Source organism: Mycobacterium sp. NGS48, from assembly GCF_059812585.1.
On the sequence record NZ_JCALCY010000004.1, the window covers coordinates 424,597 to 445,881 of the forward strand.

Below are 21,285 nucleotides of genomic sequence, written 5' to 3' on the forward strand. Positions count from 1 at the left end.
GAATAGCACTTTGCCGCAGTTTTTGAAAGTGGAGTAGTGGATTACTTGTTCAGGAGGGCTATTTCCTGACCAGGGGTCATCTCGCCGCGAGCCACCGCGTCGCAGTGCGCCAGGTGCAGCGTTGCTACGGGGTCGTCGGGCAGCAACGCCCGGCATCGTTCGAAGGCGGCGCGCGCCCCGTCGACATCGCCGGCGTCGAACAGCGCGAAAGCGTCGTCGAAAGCGGGCTGCGCCGCACGCTTCGCGGCTCGCAGGGAAGCCGAATCTTCGTTGTATACCTCGTAAATCGTCACTGGGCGGCGCCGGTTGACCACCATGACGCGCTCCATGCGACGGACATCGAACTGTTCCGAACGATCGAGGCGGCTATAGGTGCGGTCGGAAATCAGCAGAGCGGAGCCGTACCGTTTGTTGGTGCTTTCGATGCGGGCGGCCAGGTTCACCGCATCGCCGATGATGGTGAGCACCATGCGGTTAACCCCGCCGACCAGCCCGACGCCCACCGCGCCGGTGTTGATGCCGATGCCCGCCCGCAGTTCCTCGGACCCCAGTGCCGTCCGCTCCCGGTTGTGCGCACGCAGGGAGCGCAGCATGGCCAATCCCGCTCGCACGGCGTCGGGCTCCGAGTCGAAGACAGCGACGATCTCGTCGCCGCGCACGTCTTGAATCATGCCGTTGTAACTGATGATCGGAAGCTCGACTGCCCGCAGAAAGCCCATCGCCAAGTTGCTCGCCTCTGCGACGTCCATGTCCTCAAGCATGGTCGTGTAGCCGCGGATATCGCTGATGAGCACAGTCATCTCGCGTTCGACGCGGTAGCCGGCGCGGACGCGGCGGAGGTCATCGATGTCGAGGATGCGCAGCAGTTCGTTGGGCACGAATTTCGATTGCACGTCCATGAGGGACTGCCGGTGCTCGTCGGCGGCCCGTAGTCGTTCCTCGAGCTGGAAGTTCCACAGGGGCGCGGCGGCCTGTTCGCAGAGGAAGGTGACCGCCTCCTCTTGGGCGGTGCCGAAATTGGTGCCGGACTTATCCTGCTCGGCATAGATCACGCCGATTGTGTTGTCGTGCAGCGTTATTGGAACGGCCAGGATCGCAGGCTTTCGACGGTCGGCGGCGACGACGACGGCGGAACCGCCGTCGATCACGCGGCGCACGGTGTCCTTGTCATAGGCGACCTCGGTCCATGGCCCATCCACGATCGAGATCTCGCCATGATCACTGACGGCCCGGACCGCCGGGTTCTCCGCGTCGCCGGTGATGAACAAGACGCGGCCTGCACCAGTCGTGTCCGCGACGGAGCCCAGGATGATATTGGCCAATCCGTCCCGTGTCCGCGCGCCCGACAACGCGCGCAGAAGCTGATGCGCGCCGACCGGGTCGATCCCAGCCGAATCGGTCTTGAGATCGCGTCGCAGTAGCCAGGAATGTTCCCGCGCGAGCCAATCCGCGCGCACCGCGAAACCCAGATTCAGCCAACGCTGATACGCCGATCGCAGCATGTGTTCGCGCAGCGTTTTTCGCCCGGTCTCGGCGTAGAGGGCGGCGGCCTCCTCGTGGGCGCGCGCGCTGATTGTTGGGAGCCGGTTCTCCTCGGCAACCTCAATCGCTTGGTGAAGGTAGCGGTCTGCGTGGGCGTGTTGGCCGCGTGCTCGCGCCCAGGCTCCTCGGATCAGGGCATACGGTGCCGCGTAGTTTTCCGGCGCACCCGTCGCCCACTTGCGGTGCAACACCAGAGTCTGGTGCACGAAGCGGGCGGTCGAGCGGTCCCGCGGCGCGCATTGGATCATGCTGAGGGCGCCAATCATGTAGACGAGTTGTGATGCCGCAATGCCGGCCAGACCGCCTAGATGCTCGATTGCCTCTGACGTGGCGGCGACGGCACCGGCGTGGTCGCCAGACCAGAAGTGCAGGCCCTGCTTCATGGCCGCGGCTACACCCAGGGCGACCTCGTCGCCCTCATCGCGGGCCGCCGGCAGCACGTTTCGCTCGTCGTAGCCGCTCTCGCCGGCGAGGAGGAAGGGATCGGCGCTTCGGCCCATGAGGTTGAGGCAAAGCTGCTGCATGGCTTGGCAAAGAGCGCTGTGCACGGGCTGGGAACGGATGTGGGGGATAAGGGAGCTGGCGAGGGCGTCGATCTCCGGGAGCGGACGACCCGCCCAAAAAGACTGGGAGAGCAGGGTCGCGACGAGAAGTCCGGCGTTTTCCTGGTCGCCCTGGTCGAGTGCGTCCTCGACGGCGTCGCGTAGCTCGCCTAAGCCGTCTTGAATGGGGTGGCGCCAGTGGTGGATGTAGTCCAGGTACATGAACACCGTCTGCGGTCTCGCCTGGCGGAATTCCGGGCGCTCTGCGAGCAGCATGCCGACCTCGCCGAAGCGCTGACTGCCCGCGTGGTCACCGAGCAGCACGAGCACAATCCCGTAACCGGCGATGACCAGCGGTGAGGACGGCGTATGGCCGTGCGCCAACGTGAGATCGAATTGCTTTCGCACAAGCAAGGGCAAGAGGTTAGGCCGCACGAGAACCGCCATGTTGCACAGCTCGGCAAGAATCCGGTGCAGTGCAATGACGCACTCGTCGTCGCACTGCGGTAGCGCAAGCAGCCGATCGTTGCTCCAGCGGCGCGTCGTCAGCCTCATCCGAACCAGCGCGTTGCCCATCCGCGGCTTGCCGGCACTGGCGGGCACCGGTTCGCCGAGCTCATCGAGCGCACGCAGCCCAATGTCGAGTGCCTCCTGAAGACGATTCTGCGCAACCCGCCCCTTCAGTCGGAGGTAGGCCAGGCGGGCGCGGTCGGCGGGCTCGTGCAGCACCCCCTCCGCCTCGTCGAGCAACACATATAGCGCCGCGACGTCACCGACCAGCAGTGCGGCTTCCGCAGCATCGAGTTGCAACTCGCGGGACAGAGCAAAGTGAGTGGCCCAACGCTGTTCACCGAGCAGGTCCAGGGCGTTGCGGCAGTATGCAAGCGCCAACGGGAACGAGGCCTGCGCCTTCGCTTTTCGCGCCGCGCGCCGCAGCACATCGACGAACTGAACGCGCTCGGCATCGTCCGGGAGCCCACGGCCGCCGATGCCGACATGACGCGCAGCCTCGAACAGCCGATCGTCGCCCCGCTGGACTAACCTTCGACCGATCCGCAGGTGTGTTTCGCGTTGAGCGGCATCGGATAGTCCGTCACGCGCGGCCTCCGCCACGCGGTCGTGGCTGAAGCGGTACCAGGCGTCGCGACTGATCGCGTTGGCGATCCGCCTGCCACCGCTGTCGACGGCTTCGATCAGACGAAGCTCGAGGCACGCCCAGAGCGCTTGGGCCACCACGTCGGGGGGCTCCGCGGCCGCGGCAGTGGCGTCATCGAGGTCGAACTCGCCGCCAATGCAGGCCAGCGAACTCAGCACCGCCCGATCCTTTGGAAGCAGCTGGTCGAGGTAGCGACCGAGGAATTCGGCGGCCGTGGCGGTGACCTCGATCGACGAGAGGACGCGCAGATCCCAACTCGGGCGCCCACCCGCGCCGACAGGGATAAGAGCGCCTTCGCGTTGTGCGCGGTACAACAGCTGACGAACCTGCAGCGGATTCCCGCCGGTCCGATGCTGGAATTCAGCGGCCACGTCGCCTAGCTCCACGCCCCGCCCGGACACCGCGGAGAGCAACTCCTCGACGTCCTCACCGGATAGCGGGCCGAGTTCGATGCTGCGCAGTTCCGCCGAACTGAGACCCGCTGCGCCCGCATCGAATTCACCGGCGCGGTGCGCACCCAGCACCAGCACATTGCGCAGCGATACCGTCAACAGTTCGGACAACAGCAGCAGAGTGTCGCGATCGGCCCACTGCAGGTCGTCGATCGCCAACACGACGGGCCGATAGGACGCGGTGTCGGACAACAACCGGATGACGGCGCGGTGCAGCCGCCGGCGAGCATCTGCCGCGTCGAGGTCCACCGCCACCTGCGGGGTCTCACCGAGCACACGCGCCAGGTCGGGCACGAGCTCACCGAGGATGCCGGCGATCGAGGACATCCCGCCAACGATGTCCGCGCGCCAGCGGTCGCGTTCGGCCGGCCCGGTGGCCTCCATGGCGCGGACCAGCGAGCCGAACGCATCTCCCAACGCCGAATATGGTGCGGGCGCGCCGTCCCGGCACCTTCCGTAAGCAAAAACGCAGTCGCGCCCGGCCACCTCGACGCCGAAGGCCTGTATGAGCGACGACTTGCCTACTCCTGGCACCCCGCTGAGCAGGACGCATCCTCCGCCGGCGAATGCAGCGGCTTCGACTGCGGCCCGGAGTTCACTCAGCTCCTGCTGCCGGCCGACGACACAGCCGTCGAGGTCGAGCACTGGAGCCGTCATGGTGCTGGGCATACCAAGGCGGGCGCCGTCCGCCGGACGGCGCCGGAAGGGGATCGCAAGGTGAAGCGCATCTGCATCCTCGGTGTCCCTCTACCGGACTTGTCGAATTATCGTAATGACCGGTACTCCCGCTGCGGGTAAAACGATGCGGATCCGGCCGGCGCCCCTTACTACAGTTGCACTAATGAGCGATGCCACCGGCGCGACGCGCTACGACGGGTTCGAGTTCGTCGTCGCGGAGCACGGCGTCGAACTCGCGGTGCAACGGTCCGGCCGAGGCCCGACCGTGCTTCTGGTCGGCGGCCTCGGTATGCCGAGCATCACCTGGGAGATTTGCGGGCTTCCCCAGTCCCTGGTCGACGCGGGATTCCAGGTCATCGCCTACAACGCGCGCGGAATGTCACCGTCCTCGGCGCCGGCCGCGCCGTATTCAGTGGCCGACCTGGCCGGCGACGCCGCCGCCATACTCGACCATTTCCAGATCCGGCGAGCCGCGGTCGTCGGCTATTCGATGGGTTGTTATACCGCGCAGATGCTGCTGCGTAGCCGACCCGAGTTGGTGGGTGCGCTGGTCTTGTTTGCCGGACTTCAGCCGTCGCCAATCGGGGCGATGGTGGGGGAGATGGAACTCGGCCTGATCGAGCGCTACGGCGAGGTGCCGCGTGAGGTATTGGTCTTCGAACAATTGCTGACCACCCTCCACTCGCCGATGCTGCAAGATCCGGCGACGGTGCAGGGCTGGCAGCAAGTCTTGTCGGCGGGCTACGACAGTGGGTGGGCCGGACCTGAAGGGTTCAAGGGTCAGCTGACGGCGTCACAGCAGTGGATCACCGCCGGCGAACCGGCTTCGGAACATCTCCGTGCGATTGACGTGCCCACGCTTGTCCTGGCGTTCGAACACGACCTGTTCTTTCCGCCGGCTCTCTGTGAGGCGACGGCTCGCTTGATCCCCGCCGCCGAGTTTGTACAGATCGACGGCGCAGGCCACGGCGGCATCTTCACCGGACCCGGCGACAGCGTCGCCAGGATCATCAAATTCTGCTGCGCGCATCGCGGTACCTGATCACCCCGGCCCGCCATCCCAGTCGTGGTCGTGCAAGAACGCCTCCGGGATGCTCACACGATAGCGGGCAGCCTCGGCAAGAATGTTTCCCATGGCGAGCGGCAGCGCCACACTCGGCCCAGGATCGCGGCGGGTGAAAATGACACCGTCGGTACGTCGGTAGTCACGCAGAAATCCGCGGAAAGTGTTGTCCTTCAACGCCGACTTTCGCCAGCCGTACATCAGCATCCCCGGACCGAGCATCTTGCTCGCGCCGTGCTCGGGCACGATCACCTCTTCGTTGACGCCGAAGAATGCTCTGTCGACTCGTGTTTCGGGATCGAACAGCAGTATTCCGCTGGTTGCCCGCGGATTACATTCGATGGCGAAGAGCTCCCCGCCTGGCACCTCGATGAAATCCAAGCCCATTTGCCCGGTGAAATTGAACGCTTTGACGCATTCGCGTACCCATGCAGCGATGCCGTCGTGCTGGACAGATTCGAACGTCAGGCACGACGTGCCGTCGATCGCGTAGCGCACCGGGTATGTGGCGTGCGCTTTGATCTGACCGTTGTGGCAAACGGAATACGAGCAATAGTTCGTGCCGTCGGCCCACACTTGCGCGATCCACGGATTGCGCGCGTCGAAACTCAGGCCGCGCGGAAGGTGTCCCGGGCACACCTTGTGGATGTTTTGTGAGCCACGCGAATAGACCGGCTTGAGCGCGAAGGGCTGGTCGAAATCCAGCGCCTCGAGTACTTCTTGGCTACCGACCCGCGTGAAGTCGAGTGTGGGGAACCCGAGGTACTTCAGCGCGGCCTGAAACTCGTACTTGTTCTCGAGCTGGGTCTCGAGTTCGAAGTCGGCAAAGAACAGCTTGCAGCCGTCGGGGAAGAGGTCGGGGTATCGCTTGATGGTGTTTGCCAGGATGGCGGTTCCCTCGTGGATCGGGATGATCAGGTCGACCGCCCTTTCGCGGGCGATCCTGGCGACAGCTTGCGTCCACTCGACCGGTTCGAAGGTGGGACGCGGCAAGCGGAATGTTTCGGTAGCGGCAGAGGAAAACCGGGTGATGGGAAACGGCACCGAGTCGGCGGTCAGCACCGTGTGTCCGGCGGCGGCCATCAAGCGGGCCAGATGGAGCGACAGAAACGACCGGCCGAAGGTGATCAGCACGGTTTTTCCACTATCGCCGGACATCGAACCTCCCCTTGGAACAGCCGCGGCACGGTAGCCCCACTCAACCTACTGGCGGGGAGGCGACCTTGTGGCCGCAGGATCAAACCGTCAGACAGAGCTCGCGGCCGGGTTGAGTTCCTCAAAGCGAGCGAGAGCGGCCTCGACGTCTGATTCGTCGAACATCTCGCAACGGTTGACCAGGTCGGCGTCGACGGTCAGGATTGCGGTCTCTCGCCACTCGGCGTCGAAGCCCTCTTGGGAGGTCCCATATGCCGCGTGCGTGAACACGATTCCGAGACCGCTCAGCCGGTGTATCGCCTCGATGTAAATCTTGATGTCTGGCGAGACGTCAAAAGTGGCACGCAGGTATTGAAAGAATTCGCCGGGCGCAAAAGCTATCCCGCGCCGATGGTCGATGTTCACCCAATCCGGCGTTGTCGTGGGTACCTCATGTCGGTTGATCGCCGCGTAGTCCCTAGTCACGACCGACCAGGTGCGCGAGTGGGGGGCCGCTTCGCCGGCGAGGTAGCGACGATCGAGTTCGCCGAAGGCGGCGTCGATGTCGTCGGGGTTGAAGAAGACGTAGCCGGCGATCCGCTCGTCGGCGTCGATCTCGACGATGCCGAGCATCTCGACGCCGAAGTCCCCATCGCGCGGGTCGCGGTTCAAGGAACAGATGCGAGTCAGGGCGAGGCGCTCCCCGCGGGTCGCAATGACGGTCAAGATTACGTTCGCGAGGCCGTCGGCCAAGGCTCGCATGTTTGCTATCACGATATCGCGGCCGCCCCAGAACCCGACGTTCACCACGCGACGGCGATCGTCGACGAAACTGTCGTCGGCCAAGATCTTGGGTATCGCCGCCCAATTGCCGACCGCAGAATAGGCAAACAAGCGGTGATTTGCCCGGCTTGCCGCATTCTCCAAATGCCGTTTCTGTCTTTGCAGTTCGTCAAAGCGGGCGAGCGCGACATCGAGATCCGCCTCGTCGAAGGCTTCGACGCGGCTGTAGAGGTCGCCTTCGAGTACGCTCACGGCGATTGCCCGCCACTCGGCGTCAAAGCCCTCCCGCGACGTCCCTCGCGTAGCCTGGATGACGACCGCTCCCACATCGCTCAACCCATGCACCGACTCGATGTAGACGCCCATGTCCGGCATGAGGTCCCACAGGCCAGGGAGATACGCGGCCAGATCTTCCGCCTCGGTTGTCACGCCCGGTCGATGATCCACGAAAACCGAATTCGGTGTCATGCCGGGAAGTTCGCGTCGATTGGTCTCGTAATAGGACCGCGCAATGACCGACCATGTGTGTGAGTGGGCGGCTGCTTCGCCGGCGAAGTAGCGGTCGTCGAGTTCTTTGATGGCTGCGTCGAAGTCGTCCAGATCGAACAAGAGGCGGGCCACGACCCGGTTGTCGGCGTCGATCTCGGCCAAGCAGAGCGCCTCGTTGCGGAACGACCCGGCCCCTTGATCTTCAACCGGGAGGAGCACATGACAGAGGGTCAGATGCTCACCGCGCGTTGCGATCACGGTCGGTACTACCTGCGTGACGCCGACGTCGGCGATTGCCTGCATATCGGCAATTTCGGCATCCCGACCGTGACGGATTCCGGCATTGACCACCGAACGACGATCGTCGGAGCAAATGTCTTCGGCCACTAGCTTCGCCATGGCGGCCCAGTCGCGGGCCGCGAAGTACGTGAACACAAGCTCAACCACTCGGCTTGCCGCGTTCCTCGGCCACACGGCCTGCGAATGCAGTTCTTCGAAGCGGGCCAGCGCTCCGTCAAGGTCTGCCTCGTCGAAGATTTCACAGCGGTTGAGCAGTTCGCCTTCGACGGTCATAACCAGCGTGCATCGCCATTCGGCGTCAAATCCTTCTCGCGATGTACCTTCCGCCGCTTGGGTAAAGACCACTCCAAGGTCGGTAAGCAGATGGACTGACTCGATGCGCAAGTTGAAGTTCGGCAGGAGTTTCCACTGAGCATTGAGAGACGTGTTAAAGGCGCCAGGCTCCATCGGGAATCGCCGGTGGTCGATGTTCGCGTAATCGTGCGTCGTCCGGGGAAGCTCGCGGCGGCTCATCGCGGCATATGAACTCGAGATTACCGACCAGGTCCGCGCGTGGGCGGCTGCTTCGCCAGCGAGGTAGCGACGATCAAGCTCGACGAAAGCCGCGTCTGCGTCGTCGAGGTCGAACATCATGCACGCGGCGATCTGGTTTTCGGCATTGATCTCGACAATGCCCAGCACATCGGCGTGGAACGCTTCAGACTGCTGGGCTTGTCCGCCGAAGCGGAGACGAGCAAGTACCAGGCGATCTCCGCGGGTCGCAATCACTGTCAACGTCACGTTCTTCGTCCCGACGTCAGCGACAGCGCGCCAGTCCGCGACGATGACTTCTCGGCCGCGTCGTATCCCGACGCCTACGACCGGACGACGGTCGTCCGTGAAACTGCACTCGGTCAGCAACTGGGGCATGGCTTCCCACTCACGTTCCGCAAAGTGGATCAAAAAGCGCTCGGTCGCTTGGCATGCCGCATTCTTCAGAGGCGAGGCCTGGGCGCTCAGTTCATCGAAGCGCGCGAGCGCCGCATCGAGGTCTGCGTCGTCGAATAGCTCACAGCGATTGATCAGTTCGCCGTCGACCCCAAAGAGGTTGATCGTCCGCCACTCGGCCTCGAAGCCGTCCTGTGTGGTCCCTTTCAGCACCTGTGTCAAGACTGCTCCGAACTCGCTCAGCCGGTGCACAGCCTCGATGTGGACACACAGATCCCGTTCGAGGTCGGCCCACGCTGCAGAGATGTATGCGGTCATCTCGCCGGGCGCGAAGGCTGCCCCCGGGCGGTGGTCGACGTTTACCCAGTCCGGCGTGGTTGCTGGGAGTCCCCGCCGGTTAAGGGCGGCGTAAGCCCGTGTCATGACGGACCAAGTCTGCGCGTGGGCGGCAGCTTCACCGGCGAGGTAGCGGACGTCGAGCTCCTCAAAGACGGCGTCAATGTCGTCGAGGTCAAATACGATGCGTGCGTCGTACCGTCCATCGCCGTCGATCTCGACGACGTCGAATACGACTGTTTCGAACCCATCGGGGCCTTGATCACGGTCCCAGGTTCGGATGCGGTTGAGGGCAAGACGCTCGCCACGGGTCGCAACTACCTCCGACGCCAAGTCGATCCCGAACTCGGCCAGTCCCGAGATTTCTGCGATCACTGCGTCTGCGCCCTGCCGGAGGCCGGAATTGACCACCCGACGACGGTCCTCGCTCAATACGTTCTCTGCCAGCATTTCCGTTACTGCTCGCCAGTCGCGAGCCGCGTAGCACATCTTGAATCGCTCGTACAGCAGACTTGCCGCGTTTTCCAACCGCCGCGGCCGCGGTTGCAATTCCTCAAATCGCGCGATCGCGGCATCCAAGTCGGCTTCGTCGAAAACCTCGCAATGGTTGACCAGGTCGCCTTCGAACGTGATCACGCTGATCGCTCGCCACTCGGCGTGGAAGCCGTCTTGGGCGGTCTCATGCGCCATGTGTGTGAAGACCGCTCCGAGGTCGTCCAGTCCATGCACGGTGTCGATGAAGTAGCTTAGATTAGACGTGAAAACCCATGCAGCACTGAGCAATGTAGATATATCCCCGGATGCAATTGACGTCGCCGGCCGATGATCAATGTTCACCCAATCTGGGGTCGTTCGGAAAAGCTCGCGCCGGTTGAGCGCAGCGAAGCCCTGCATGATGAGCGACCACGTCTGCGCGTGGGGCGCCGCTTCGCCGGCGAGGTAGCGGACGTCGAGCTCTTCAATGGCCGAATCGAAGTCGTCGAGGTCGAACACGACCGCCGCCGTGATCCGCTCGCTGACGTCGACCTCGACGATGCTAAGTGCATCGTTTTGGATCGCCTCGGGGTCGCGGCCCGACACGCGAACTCGTGTCAGGGCGAGGCGCCCGCCGCGGGTTGCCAAGGTGCCCACCATCGCCATCGTGAAACCGACACCGACGGTCGCCTGTGCATCTTTGATGTTGGCATCTCGACCATGCAGGGTTCCGGCGTTGACCACCCGCCGGCGATCGTCGACGACGACGTTCTCGGCCGATATTCGAGCCACGGCCTCCCAGTCGTCGTCCGCAACATACGAAAAAATGCTCTCCCACACTCGCGTTGCGGTGTTTTCCAGCCACGGTGTCGGCCGGCTGAGTTGGTCGAACCTCGCGAGCGCGGCATCGAGGTCTGCTTCATCGAAGACCTCTGTGCGGTTGATCATGTCGCCGTCGACCGTGAAAACCGCGATCCCGCGCCACTCAGCCTGCAAGCCCTCCTGCGCAGTCTCCTGCGCCGCATATGTGGCGACTGCTCCCATGTTGCTCAGCCGATGCACTTGCTCGACGTAAATATTGATGTCTTGCTCGACGTCCCACCCGGCTTGGATGTATGCGGTCACGTCACCGGGCCCGAACGCGGTCTCCTGTCGGTGGTCGATGGTCACCCAGTCTGGCGTGGTTGCAGGGAGCTCGTGACGGTTGAGCGCGGCGTAGCTGGCCGCTACGAGCGACCAGGTGTGCGCATGGACGGCAGTCTCACCAGCGAGGTAGCGCGCCTCGAGTTCAGCGAAGGCGGCGTTGACGTCGTCGCCGTCGAACGAGACGTTCGCCACGACTCGCCCATCTGAGTTGATTTCCCCGATGTCGAGTTGCTCGGCGACGAAGGCCTCGGGGCCTTGATCCCGGAATGAAAAGATACTGCGGGTGAGGACGAGCCGCTCCCCGCGCGTCGCAATTGCGGTCACAGTGACGTTCGTGATGCCGAGGTCGGCGACAGCGCGCATGTTTGCAATAGCCGCTTCTCGACCGTGCCGGATTCCGGCGTTCACCACGCTTCGGTGATCGTCGAGGTAATAGTCGCGGGCCAATATCTCGGCCATGGCGTCCCACTCGTGGGCCGCGAAGTGCGCCAGAAAGCGCTCGCTCACTTGGCTTGCCGCATTTTCCAATCGCGGCGCCGATCGACACAGTTCGTCGAAGCGGGCGAGCGCGGTGTCGACGTCCGATTCGTCGAACAGCTCGCAGCGGCTGATCAGTTCACCGTCGAATGTCCCGAGGATGACCTCCCGCCATTCGGCGTCGAAGCCCTCGTGCGAGCTTCCACGGACCACGTGAGTCACGACAGCGCCGATGTTGCTCAACCGATGCACGGTCTCGACGTAGCCCTTGACGTTTGGTGCGAGGCCCCACGTGGCGTGCATGTATTCAGTGAATTCACCGGGCGCGAACGCTCTCGCTTGTCGGTGGTCGATGCTCACGCAGTCGGGTGTCAATCGGAGTTGTTGCCTGTTCGCTGCAGCGTACGTCTGCGCTACGACTGACCAAGAGTGTGAATAGGCGGCCGCCTCGCCGGTCAGGTAGCGGGCGTCGAGTTCGGTGATGGCGGTGTCGAAGTCGTCGACGTCGAATATGACCAGCGCCGCGATCCTCCCATCAGAGTCGAACTCGACGACATGAAGGGCTTCGACTCCCAACTCTTCTGGCTGCCGAGCGTGAACCGAAAATTGATTGAGGGAGAGGTGCTCTCCGCGGGTCGCTATGACGATCGAGGTCATGGTCGTGAACCCGACCTCGACGGACATGCGCAAGTCTTCGATTTCGGCATCCCGGCCGTGCCGAATTCCCGCGTTCACCGTTCGCCTGCGATCGTCGACAATCAGGTCCTCGGCAAGCACATCCGCCATGGCGTCCCAGTCGCGGGCTGCGTAGCACGACGAAAAGCGCTCTGCTGCTCGGCTTAAGGCGTTATCGTTGAGCCGCCGCTCTGGCGGGCCTTCTTCCCGGAACCGGGCGTAGGCGGCGTCGAGTTCCGCGAGCGCGGCGTCCATGTCTTCGACGTCGAACCACACCTGTAGGCAGATTCGCCCATCCTCGTCGATGCCGAGTAGCGAGAGGAATTCGTCGCGCGGCGCTCCAGTACTCACGTCGGCACTGCCTACCACCACTCGAGTCAGCGCCCGGCGCTCGCCTCGCACGGCGATAACGACTTGGTCGAACCGGACCGCGCCCGTCTCAACAGCTCGCCTGCTTTGATGTGCCCAGTCCGCCGGTGGCAGGTCGGTCGTGAAGCCTACGATCTTCCGACGACTCTCGACGAGGCCCTCAGGTGCATACAACTCCTTGAGCGCATCCCAGGCCTCGCTATGAATAGCAGCTATGACGCGTTGGCCCACACGTGCGCATGCATTGTCGAGCTCTACAACGGGCGCTTCGAGTGGCGCAGGGACGGGCTGCGAGATGCGTTCTCCGAGAACTAGCCGTGCCTTCTCAGCAAGTGCCGCAGCTCCTTTCCGCTCATACAGTTCAGCCGCCCGCTCGGCGGCAGCTCGCGAGCCTGCAGCGTCGCCCGCAGCTCCCAAAATCGTTGCCAGCGTTAGGCAGGCGTCCCCGTGATCGGCCAACGCGTCGGTGCGCTCGGCCAGCCCGACAGCAGCCTCCGCGAGCCGTCGAGCCCCGTCATGATCACTGCGACGTGACAGTAACTGCGCTCGAAGCGTGCGCCAGGAGATCGATGCCTTCAGAGCGTGCCCGGCCAGACGCTCACTTTCCGAACACAATTCGTCAGCCTCGGCATCCCGCCCGAGCACGAGGCAGGTACGACCCAGCAGGGCCGCAGTCTCGGCGGTATCGGCGTCCAGTCCCATGCGACGAAATCCGTTGTAGGCCTTGCGCAGGTGCGGTTCGGCCGCGGCAGGATCGTCGACGACCAATTCGACAATTCCGGCAAATTGCTCAACTTCGAGAAGAGCATGACGAAGTCCCAGTTCGGTGACCGTGCGCCGGGCTGAGTCGATCATTCGTCGAGCTGCTTCGGCGCGGCCCCGAAAAGCCTCCAGCACGGCCTGACACCGGGTCGATGTCGCCTCGACCGCAGGCGAGTCGGTCGTGATTCGCAGCAGCCGTACCACGTCCAGACACCGGCCGCCTGCCCGCGGAACCGGGTTGGGGCCCCACAGCGCGGCGAGCGGCGCACCCGCCAGCACCGCGTTCACCCGGCGGTGTTCACGCGCACGCCGGGCCGCGGTAAGCGCTTCGTCCAGGGCGATTTCGCAGTCGCCGACTCTCCCCAGGCGGGCGAGACACCCGGCGCGGACGGTGTGCGCCTGAGCTTCTCCGGCCGCGTCGCCCAACTCGGCCAATTTCTCGGCGGCCGCACCTACCGCGGTCGCTACCTCGTCCAATCGCTCGGGGTGAATCAGCATCGACAGCTGGCCGTCGAAGCACGTCGCCCATGCCGCTAACCGCTCGGAATCGACTGTGGCTTCTTGCAATTGCGCGACAGCACCCGCCGCCGATGCCACATCGCCTGCGGCTAGCAGCGCCTCGCAGCGCGCGATGAGGAGCTCGGCGGTCTGCTCGTCGCGGTCGGGCAGCTCCTCGTCGATCTCTTCCAGAGCGTGCAGCGCGTGATCATAGAGATCGGCGGCGCCCTCGTAGCCGAGCCGGGCCATCGCCTGGTCGGCGGCACGTCGGCAGTAGAGGACGGCCTTGGCCGCGTTTCCCGCCCACGCGCATTCGAAGTAGTGATGGGCCAGTTCACCCAGCAGCTCGTCGTCGGCGCCGGGCTCGTTCTCCAGTGTCGTGGCGATGCGTTGGTGCAGCCGCATGCGACGCACGGACGCCAGCTCAGCAAGCAGCGACTGCCGGACGATGGCGTGGTTGAATCGGTATCGACCGCCGGGCTCTTCGATGACGATGCCGGCCTGGCACGCCTCGTCGAAGGCGTCGACGAGATCCTGCTCGACCACTCGCTCCACGAGGTCCAGCGCGAATCGGCTGCCGACGACCGCGGCTGCGGCAAGGGCCTTGTTCGTTTCGACCGGAAGGCGGGATAGTCTGCGGCTCACGGCTTCACGGACGCCCTGCGGCAAGGTGCTCGGGTCCCACACGCCGCCACTTTCGTCCACATGCCGCAGCGCCTCGATGAGGAAGAACGGGTTGCCGCCAGTGACGGACGCCAATGCCCGGGCGAGTTCTTCGTCGTCGTAGCCGGCCTCGGCGACGTAGGCGCTCACATCGTCCTCGTCGAGACCGCTGAGCTGTAGGCGGTTGGCGGTGCCGTCACGGTGCAGGTCGGCGAGCATCGCAGCCAGGGGATGGGAGCGGTCGAGGTCGGTGCTGCGGTACGTCCCGACGATTTGGACGCGAGCCTGATCACCGAAGCGCAGGAGATGCCGCAATAACAGCAGTGTGGGCTTGGCTGCCCAGTGCAGGTCGTCGAGAATCAGGACGACCGGCGCGCTCGTGGAGACGAGCTGCAACAGGGCGACGACCGCGTCGAAAAGCGCATACCGTTCGGTGTCCGGGTCCGCGCGGGTCGGCGCTGCCAGGTCGGGTATGACATCGGTCAGCCCAGGCGCCAGGGGAAGCAGCGCTTCCACGCCGCGCAGTCCTCGCAGCCGACTGGCGCCGAGGCAGGGCACGAGCGAACGCAGCGCTTCGGCGAACGGTTGGTAGGGCGCGCCGAGATCCTCGTCGCAACGCCCGTACAGCACGACTGCTCCCTGCTGGTAGGCCTGTCGCGACCATTCGCCGGCAAGGCGGGTCTTGCCGACGCCGGGTTCGCCGGCAATCAGCACCGCCCGCGTGCTCCCGGCAAGCGCGGTCTGCCACGCCGACAGAAGTCGTTCGATTTCGTGGCCGCGCCCCACGAACGGCCCAGGTCCGGTCAATATCGCGGGAAGGTCGGGCCGCTCGATGGGAGCTTCGCTGGTCTCTTGGGGTCGCTCGGCCGTCTCCAGCCGGAGCTCGAACACGTGCTCGGGACGCGCCAGGTTGCGCAGCTGGCGCATCCCAAGGTCGGCGAGTACAACGTCGTCGGGCAGTGAGTCGATGACGAGTTCGGCGGTCGCACCGGAGCACAGGATCTGGTCACCATTAGCCAGCGACCGCAGGCGTGCGGCACGGTTGACCGCCCGGCCGAAGTAGTCGCCGTCGCGGAGCTCGGCCTCGCCGGTGTGCAGTGCCACGCGGATACGCATGGGCTCTAGCAATGCCCACGGCTCGCGGGTGATCGCGTCTTGCAGTTCGATGGCGGCGGCGGCTGCCGTCGATGGCCGCTCGAAGACCGAGAACGTCGCATCACCCTCGCCTCGTGTCTTGATCAGCCGTCCGCCGCGGGACGTGACGACCTGCTCGACGAGCTCGTCGTGCCGGGCCAGGGCCGCCGCCATGGCGTCGGCGTCAGTCTCCCAAGCGGCGGTTGAACCCTCGATATCGGTGAGCAGAAACGTGACTGCTCGCATCACCGACTGAAGCTGTTGTGCGACAGGGGTATCCAGCGCCGCGTCCTGGGCGACGATTGCGGCCTCCAGCCGACGAAGTTCGGGCCCTGGGTCGACACCGAGCTCATCGGCCAGCAGCGACCGTGCGCGTTGGTACGCGGCCAGCGCTTCACCCTGTCTGCCGGCGCGGTAGAGCGCGAGCATCAATTGGCCCCAGCGTCTTTCGCGCAGCGGAGCATCGGCCACCGCGGCTTCGAGTTCGCCGACGATCTCGGCAGCCCGGCCCGTCGCGAGCAGCGCATCGGCCCGGTCCTCGACCAGTGCGGCGTGGCTCTCGATCCAGCGCGTCTTCTCGGACAACCCCCGGTGCGAGTCGGGCAGTTCGGGGATTCCGCGCCAAAGGGTCAGCGCCTCCTCGAAGCGGGCCACGGCTTGAGTAATGTCGCCGACGGCCGCAGCGTCGCGGCCCGTTTTGGTGGCCAGTTTGTAACGCGAGGCATCCACCGCGGTCGTGCTGAGGGTCCAGCCCATACCCTCCGTCAAGACGAACCCGTCGCCCAATGTGCGGCGCAGCGAGGAGATGTGGGTTTGCAGGGCCTTGGCGGCGGTGCGCGGGGGATCGTCGCCCCAGAGAAGTTCAATCAGCGTTTCGGCGGGCACGACCGAACCGCCGTGGAGCCCGAGCATCGTGAGGATGGCGCGCGGTTTCGCGCCCGGGATTGGGACGGACGCGCCGCCCTGCCGGACCTGGAGAGGTCCCAAAACCCCCAGTTCCACGGCTTGAAGCGTACTCACGTCCTGATCGTCGGTGGGGCGATTCAACACGCGGTCAAGGCCGAGTAAAGCAGTCGCGCTGGGCCCGGTGGAGCCGTTGGCCGCGAGTGTTAGTCAAATGGGTCTGCGTACCGACGGGGCTCGTTGACCACGCGCTGCTCACGCTTCGCCGTTGGCGGTACGGGCGTTGGAGTATGCCGATACTCGTCGGGGATGTCCGACGGGCGCTTGGGTAGCCCATCTCCCTCGTACATCAACAGTGCGCTGCAAGCGTGGTCAATAACATGCAGTTTGCACGTTATGATGTAAATATGCCTAAGTCGGTGCAGATTCGCGACCTCGATGATGACGTCTACGCCGGGCTGGCTCGACGAGCCGGAGAAGACGGCATCACCGTTCCCGAACTGCTGCGGCGTGAAGCTGCTCGTCTGGCTACTCGACCTTCGATCGCCGAATGGCTGCGTCGCACCGGCCGCCGACCGTCTGACATAGCTACCTCTGAGGTGCTGGCCGACCTTGACACGTGGCGTGGCGAGTGGCTCGATGATCGTCGTTGACGCATCTTGTCTATTCGAAGTCGTCGCGGATACATCGCGCTCAGCGGAAGTCGCCCGCCGGCTGAACGCTGACTCCGACCAGGCCGCTCCCGCGATAATCGACGTCGAGGTACTGGGCGTAATTCGTGCGCAGTATCTCCGTGGTCGGCTGGATGGCACAGCTGCCGGCCAAGCGGTGACGGACTTGCGCGACTGGCCTGGTGAAAGATATGGCCACCAGTGGATGCTGGACCGCGTTTGGCAGTTGCGAGATTCCGTACGCGGATGGGACGCGTTCTATGTGGTGCTCGCTGAGGCGCTGGATGCGACACTGCTCACGCTCGATGCGCGGCTTGCGAGCGCGAACGGACCGCAGTGCCGGATCGAGGTAATCCGGTCATTGAATGAATAATTTCCCTGTGGCGCACCGGAAAACAGAAAGCGGCGCAAGACATTCGAGTCAGCGCGGGTTCGATCCGCGGGCTTACGAACCGGTTGAATCAGTCAATCGTCTTCTTCGGCATACAACAGTGCTTGCGTGACCTGATTGTCCTCGAAACGGAATTCGTGTGCCGGACGCCGCAGCGGCTCGATGGTGGCATCCGGATGCACGATGACGCCGCCACCGGAGGGGATTCCGAGCCCGGTGACCGCGCCCTCCAACAACTGAATCGTGCGCGACAGTCGCGCCCATTCGGCTCGCTCGTCGTGCGTGTCAATGACCAGGGGGACGAGCTTGAAGAACTCGCGCAGCTCAATTGTGGGGGATTTCGGGGTCTCGACGACCCCATAGCGCCCGAGCTGGACCGCGCCGGCTGAAACACCAAACAGGACTGCCCCTTTGGCATACCGATCCAGGATCACATCCTTCATCCCGGTTCTCTCGAACGTGTCCCAGCCGAGGCGAACGTCGCCACCCGCGAGGACGATCAACTGGGCACGCGCCAAGAAGGCGCGGTCATCCGGGCCGAATGACGACATGATCATGCGACGGTCGGTGATTCCGATCGCGTCCACCGCGGCCTCGAAGATGCCGTAGAACTCGGGATTATCTCCATTGGAGGCGCCAATGTACGCGGCGCTGAGTGGAGTATCCCGAGCCAGTCCATCGACGGCGGTTTCGAGGAGCAGACGGTCCTGCGACTCCCAGAACAGCAGCTGACTGTCCGCCAGCAGATAGAGCGGTTGGAGTTGTGGCACAGGCTCAGCTTCTCAGGCTGCGAGTCCGAGGAATACCAGTAGCGCACGGTTGAGCCGAATAATGTCTCCATCTGAGAGTCGACCGACCTGGCTGGTCAGACTGGTGCGGGAGACCGTTGTCACTTTGTCGATCATCATCCGGCTTGGCACGGACAAGCCGGTGGTGTCGGATGGTTGCACGGGAATTCGAAGGAGTGGCGCCTCAACGTCACTCGTGGTGAAAGGGACGACGGTGATAGAGGCCGTTACGTCGAACCGGTCGTCTTGGATGACCACTACGGGACGTGGCTTTCCGCTATAGGCGCCGCGTGCTGCGGCCGTATAGATGTCGCCTCGCCGCATAATTAGGTGTCGTCGTCCCAGTCGGCCGAGACCGCGTCGATGACGGCTTGATCGTCGAGGTCGTGTTCGCTGGCGGCGACAAGAGCTGATTGGCGGTGCGCTTCGCGGGCGAATTCGGGGGCGTTCACATCGGGAACCCAGATTTGGATGGGCCGGAGGCCTTGTTGGCGCAACCGTTCACGATGCCGTCGTACCCGGTCGCGGGCAGGTGACATCCGACAATGTTACATGTAACGGCGTGCTGGCGCATGCCGCCTTCTTCGGGCGTGTCCCGCCAAGGCAAACCCTCAGTCAGGTAGCACAATGTGTGCTACCGTCGGTGTCATGGATGCAATCGGAGTCCGAGAGCTGCGACAGCACGCATCGCGATACCTTGCCCGGGTTGAGGCCGGCGAGGAACTCGGCGTCACCAATAACGGCCGATTGGTGGCGCGACTTGTCCCTGTGCGGGTTGCCGAGCGTTCTCGTGAGGCTCTGATTGAATCAGGCGCTCTGATTCCGGCTCGTCGTCCGCAGAACCTTCTCGACGTCACGGCCGCACCGGCGCTCGTCGGCAAGCGCAATCTGTCAGATGTCCTCGACGAGCTGCGCGAGGAGCAGTGATCTATATGGACACCTCGGCGTTGACCAAGCTGCTCGTCGCCGAGCCTGAGACGTCCGAACTGCAGACATGGCTTACCGTGCAAAGCGGTCAGGGCGAGTACGCGGCGACGAGTTCGATCGGCCGGGTCGAGTTGATGAGAGTCGTTGCCCGATATGGGGAACCGGGCCAAGCCGAGCGTGCACGTTACCTACTCGATGGCCTCGATATCCTCCCGCTCACCGAACCGGTGATCGCCGTGGCAGAAACTATCGGCCCGGCCACTTTGCGCTCGCTCGACGCAATTCATCTCGCGGCTGCAGCCCAGATCAAACGGGAATTAACAGCTTTCGTCACATATGACCACCGCTTGTTGAACGGATGCCGCGACGTTGGGCTCGCGACGGCGTCACCCGGCGCACCCCAGTGAGCAGCCCGATGGGACGTCGGCGTTTCCGCCTTGCCGCCTAACCCCCGTACGTGGGACCCTGCACGCCGTCGCGGTATGTGGTGCATTGCTTCCCGGTGCAACACGTCTCGATGAGAGTGGGGGCAGCGCCCCAATGGGGTTGTACCTCCTGCGACGTATAGTCGCCGCCGGAACCCCTGCAGTTACTTTCGATATCCGTTTGCGCATGGGCAAGCGGTGCGGTGAGCATCACAGCGCCCGCGATTGCAAAAGTGGCCACGGGCATGGCGCTGAATACACGACGTTTCATGTTTCTCCATCACTTCTCGTAGGTCGCGAGGTCATTCGCTCAAGCCGTTAGCCGTGCGGTATTGACCGCGTCCAGTTTAGCGGCTCTGCGCTCGGTCTCGACCCGAACCGTGGAGTCCGTCGCGTTACAGGTTGCTCAGTTTGTTGATTGTTTGGATTTCGCTGTCCCGGAAGGGCCGTGCATCAGGGTGGACCAGGTCGTGAAACCAGACCTTCGGAACCGTCTTGTATGGGTGATCCCAGGAATCCCATGGGAAGTACGTCTGGGTCTTCCCGGCGAACAAACCCCAATTGAGCGCACCTACGTTGCAGCGCTTCGCAATTGGCAAAACGCCCTCGACGGTGCTGCCGAGCGACCGGGCCAGGTACTCGGTGCAGAGGATCGGCCGGCCCAGCGGGGAAAGTTCGGCGATCCTGGCCTCAAAGCCGCTCGGCTTGTCATAGCAGTGGAATGTGACCACGTCGGAGTTGTCCAGCTGAATGTTGACTATTTCGCTGCGGCGCTGCGGATCTCCCCACTCTCCGTCCCACACGCCGCTGGTGAGCGGCTGGCTTGGATCAACCGATCGTGCCCATCCGAACGCCAGGGCGAGCAGATCGGCGACTCGCTCCTGCTTGTCTTTCCGCTCGACCTTGCGATACACCCGCGCGGGGTTGTCGGGCTCATTCCACAGGTCCCAACCCAGCACGCGATCATCGGTACGGAACTGGTTGAGCACTCCGGTGACGTAGTCGCGCAGAGTCCGGCGGTAATCGAGGTCATCGAGGTGTTCAGCGCCCGGGCTTTGCACCCAGCCGGAGTTGTGCACGCCAGGCGTCGGCGCGCGCTGCCGACCCGGTTTGGGGAAGGGATCCCAGCAGGAGTCGAAGAAGACAAAGAGTGGCTTGATGCGTCGACGCGCCGCAATGCCCACAAACTGCGCCAGACGTCGTTGGAAACCTCGGGCGTCCTGGGCCCAGAGCTGATCGTGCAGGAAGACCCGCACCGTGTTGAGCCCGTGCGACTGAGCCCAACCCAGCTCAGTATCGATGCGCCGCGGGTCGAAGGTGTCGGCCTGAAACATCTCGAGCTGGTTGATCGCATTGGAGGTGATGTAGTTGGTGCCGACGCGCCACCCTTGTGCTTGATACCAGCGGTTGGCTCGGTCCGGTGACCAAGGAGTTGTCTCTGCGGCAGCGCGGGGCATCCGGGTCAGCGTCGGGCCTGCCGCCATCAGCAGCGGCAGCTTTAGCACCGTTCGACGCCTCACAAAGTGACCATAGTTGCCCGGCTGACCTGGCCGGCGGTGTTTTCTGCGGCTTGACGTTTG

12 protein-coding genes are annotated in these 21,285 nt (G+C 64.1%); 5 read left to right on the top strand and 7 right to left on the bottom strand.

Features of this window, described 5'->3' with window-relative positions:
- Positions 1 to 41: 41 nt before the first annotated feature.
- Positions 42 to 4,337 (bottom strand): AAA family ATPase, encoded by a 4,296-nt coding sequence (locus AC5Y42_RS11085; RefSeq protein WP_499898145.1) that lies wholly within the window; start codon positions 4,335 to 4,337, stop codon positions 42 to 44.
- 196 nt (positions 4,338 to 4,533) lie between these two features.
- Here AC5Y42_RS11085 and AC5Y42_RS11090 point away from each other — a divergent pair, with 196 nt between their 5' ends.
- Complete coding sequence (locus tag AC5Y42_RS11090) at positions 4,534 to 5,412, top strand: alpha/beta fold hydrolase (protein ID WP_499898054.1); 879 nt, start codon at positions 4,534 to 4,536, stop codon at positions 5,410 to 5,412.
- Here AC5Y42_RS11090 and AC5Y42_RS11095 read toward each other — a convergent pair whose 3' ends face one another.
- Together AC5Y42_RS11095 and AC5Y42_RS11100 are read right to left on the bottom strand one after the other, a co-directional pair.
- Positions 5,413 to 6,591, bottom strand: coding sequence for an ATP-grasp domain-containing protein (locus tag AC5Y42_RS11095; RefSeq protein WP_499898055.1), 1,179 nt, complete (start codon positions 6,589 to 6,591; stop codon positions 5,413 to 5,415).
- A gap of 87 nt (positions 6,592 to 6,678) precedes the next feature.
- A complete protein-coding gene (locus AC5Y42_RS11100; RefSeq protein ID WP_499898146.1) occupies positions 6,679 to 16,602 on the bottom strand; it encodes an ATP-binding protein in 9,924 nt (3,307 codons plus the stop codon).
- A 308-nt stretch (positions 16,603 to 16,910) separates the two neighbouring features.
- On the opposite strand from AC5Y42_RS11100, the gene AC5Y42_RS11105 reads away from it, so the two are divergent.
- Positions 16,911 to 17,156 (top strand): hypothetical protein, encoded by a 246-nt coding sequence (locus AC5Y42_RS11105; protein WP_499898057.1) that lies wholly within the window; start codon positions 16,911 to 16,913, stop codon positions 17,154 to 17,156.
- Positions 17,143 to 17,547 (top strand): type II toxin-antitoxin system VapC family toxin, encoded by a 405-nt coding sequence (locus AC5Y42_RS11110; protein WP_499898058.1) that lies wholly within the window; start codon positions 17,143 to 17,145, stop codon positions 17,545 to 17,547. Before AC5Y42_RS11105 ends, AC5Y42_RS11110 begins: the two co-directional genes overlap by 14 nt.
- Positions 17,548 to 17,639: 92 nt before the next feature.
- Here AC5Y42_RS11110 and AC5Y42_RS11115 read toward each other — a convergent pair whose 3' ends face one another.
- The 3 genes from AC5Y42_RS11115 to AC5Y42_RS11125 are packed head-to-tail and all read right to left on the bottom strand — an operon-like array spanning position 17,640 to position 18,892.
- A complete protein-coding gene (locus AC5Y42_RS11115; protein WP_499898060.1) occupies positions 17,640 to 18,335 on the bottom strand; it encodes a Type 1 glutamine amidotransferase-like domain-containing protein in 696 nt (231 codons plus the stop codon).
- A gap of 12 nt (positions 18,336 to 18,347) precedes the next feature.
- Positions 18,348 to 18,677: a type II toxin-antitoxin system PemK/MazF family toxin gene (locus AC5Y42_RS11120; RefSeq protein WP_499898062.1), complete on the bottom strand. Its 330-nt coding sequence runs from the start codon at positions 18,675 to 18,677 to the stop codon at positions 18,348 to 18,350.
- 2 nt (positions 18,678 to 18,679) lie between these two features.
- Entirely contained in the window at positions 18,680 to 18,892 is a 213-nt protein-coding gene (locus AC5Y42_RS11125; protein ID WP_499898063.1) for an antitoxin MazE family protein, read from the bottom strand.
- A 109-nt stretch (positions 18,893 to 19,001) separates the two neighbouring features.
- Here AC5Y42_RS11125 and AC5Y42_RS11130 point away from each other — a divergent pair, with 109 nt between their 5' ends.
- Positions 19,002 to 19,280: a type II toxin-antitoxin system Phd/YefM family antitoxin gene (locus tag AC5Y42_RS11130; RefSeq protein ID WP_499898064.1), complete on the top strand. Its 279-nt coding sequence runs from the start codon at positions 19,002 to 19,004 to the stop codon at positions 19,278 to 19,280.
- A complete protein-coding gene (locus tag AC5Y42_RS11135) occupies positions 19,277 to 19,687 on the top strand; it encodes a type II toxin-antitoxin system VapC family toxin (protein WP_499898066.1) in 411 nt (136 codons plus the stop codon). Before AC5Y42_RS11130 ends, AC5Y42_RS11135 begins: the two co-directional genes overlap by 4 nt.
- A 413-nt stretch (positions 19,688 to 20,100) precedes the next feature.
- Here the strand turns inward: AC5Y42_RS11135 and AC5Y42_RS11140 are convergent, their stop codons facing one another.
- A complete protein-coding gene (locus AC5Y42_RS11140) occupies positions 20,101 to 21,225 on the bottom strand; it encodes a glycoside hydrolase 5 family protein (RefSeq protein ID WP_499898068.1) in 1,125 nt (374 codons plus the stop codon).
- Positions 21,226 to 21,285: the final 60 nt, after the last annotated feature.

Excerpts from the sequence above, each read along its gene's own strand:
- AC5Y42_RS11090 (WP_499898054.1), top strand. The coding sequence starts at position 4,534 with ATGAGCGATGCCACCGGCGCGACGCGCTACGACGGGTTCGAGTTCGTC.
- AC5Y42_RS11095 (WP_499898055.1), bottom strand. The coding sequence starts at position 6,591 with ATGTCCGGCGATAGTGGAAAAACCGTGCTGATCACCTTCGGCCGGTCG.
- AC5Y42_RS11105 (WP_499898057.1), top strand. The coding sequence starts at position 16,911 with ATGCCTAAGTCGGTGCAGATTCGCGACCTCGATGATGACGTCTACGCC.
- AC5Y42_RS11110 (WP_499898058.1), top strand. The coding sequence starts at position 17,143 with ATGATCGTCGTTGACGCATCTTGTCTATTCGAAGTCGTCGCGGATACA.
- AC5Y42_RS11120 (WP_499898062.1), bottom strand. The coding sequence starts at position 18,677 with ATGCGGCGAGGCGACATCTATACGGCCGCAGCACGCGGCGCCTATAGC.
- AC5Y42_RS11125 (WP_499898063.1), bottom strand. The coding sequence starts at position 18,892 with ATGTCACCTGCCCGCGACCGGGTACGACGGCATCGTGAACGGTTGCGC.
- AC5Y42_RS11130 (WP_499898064.1), top strand. The coding sequence starts at position 19,002 with ATGGATGCAATCGGAGTCCGAGAGCTGCGACAGCACGCATCGCGATAC.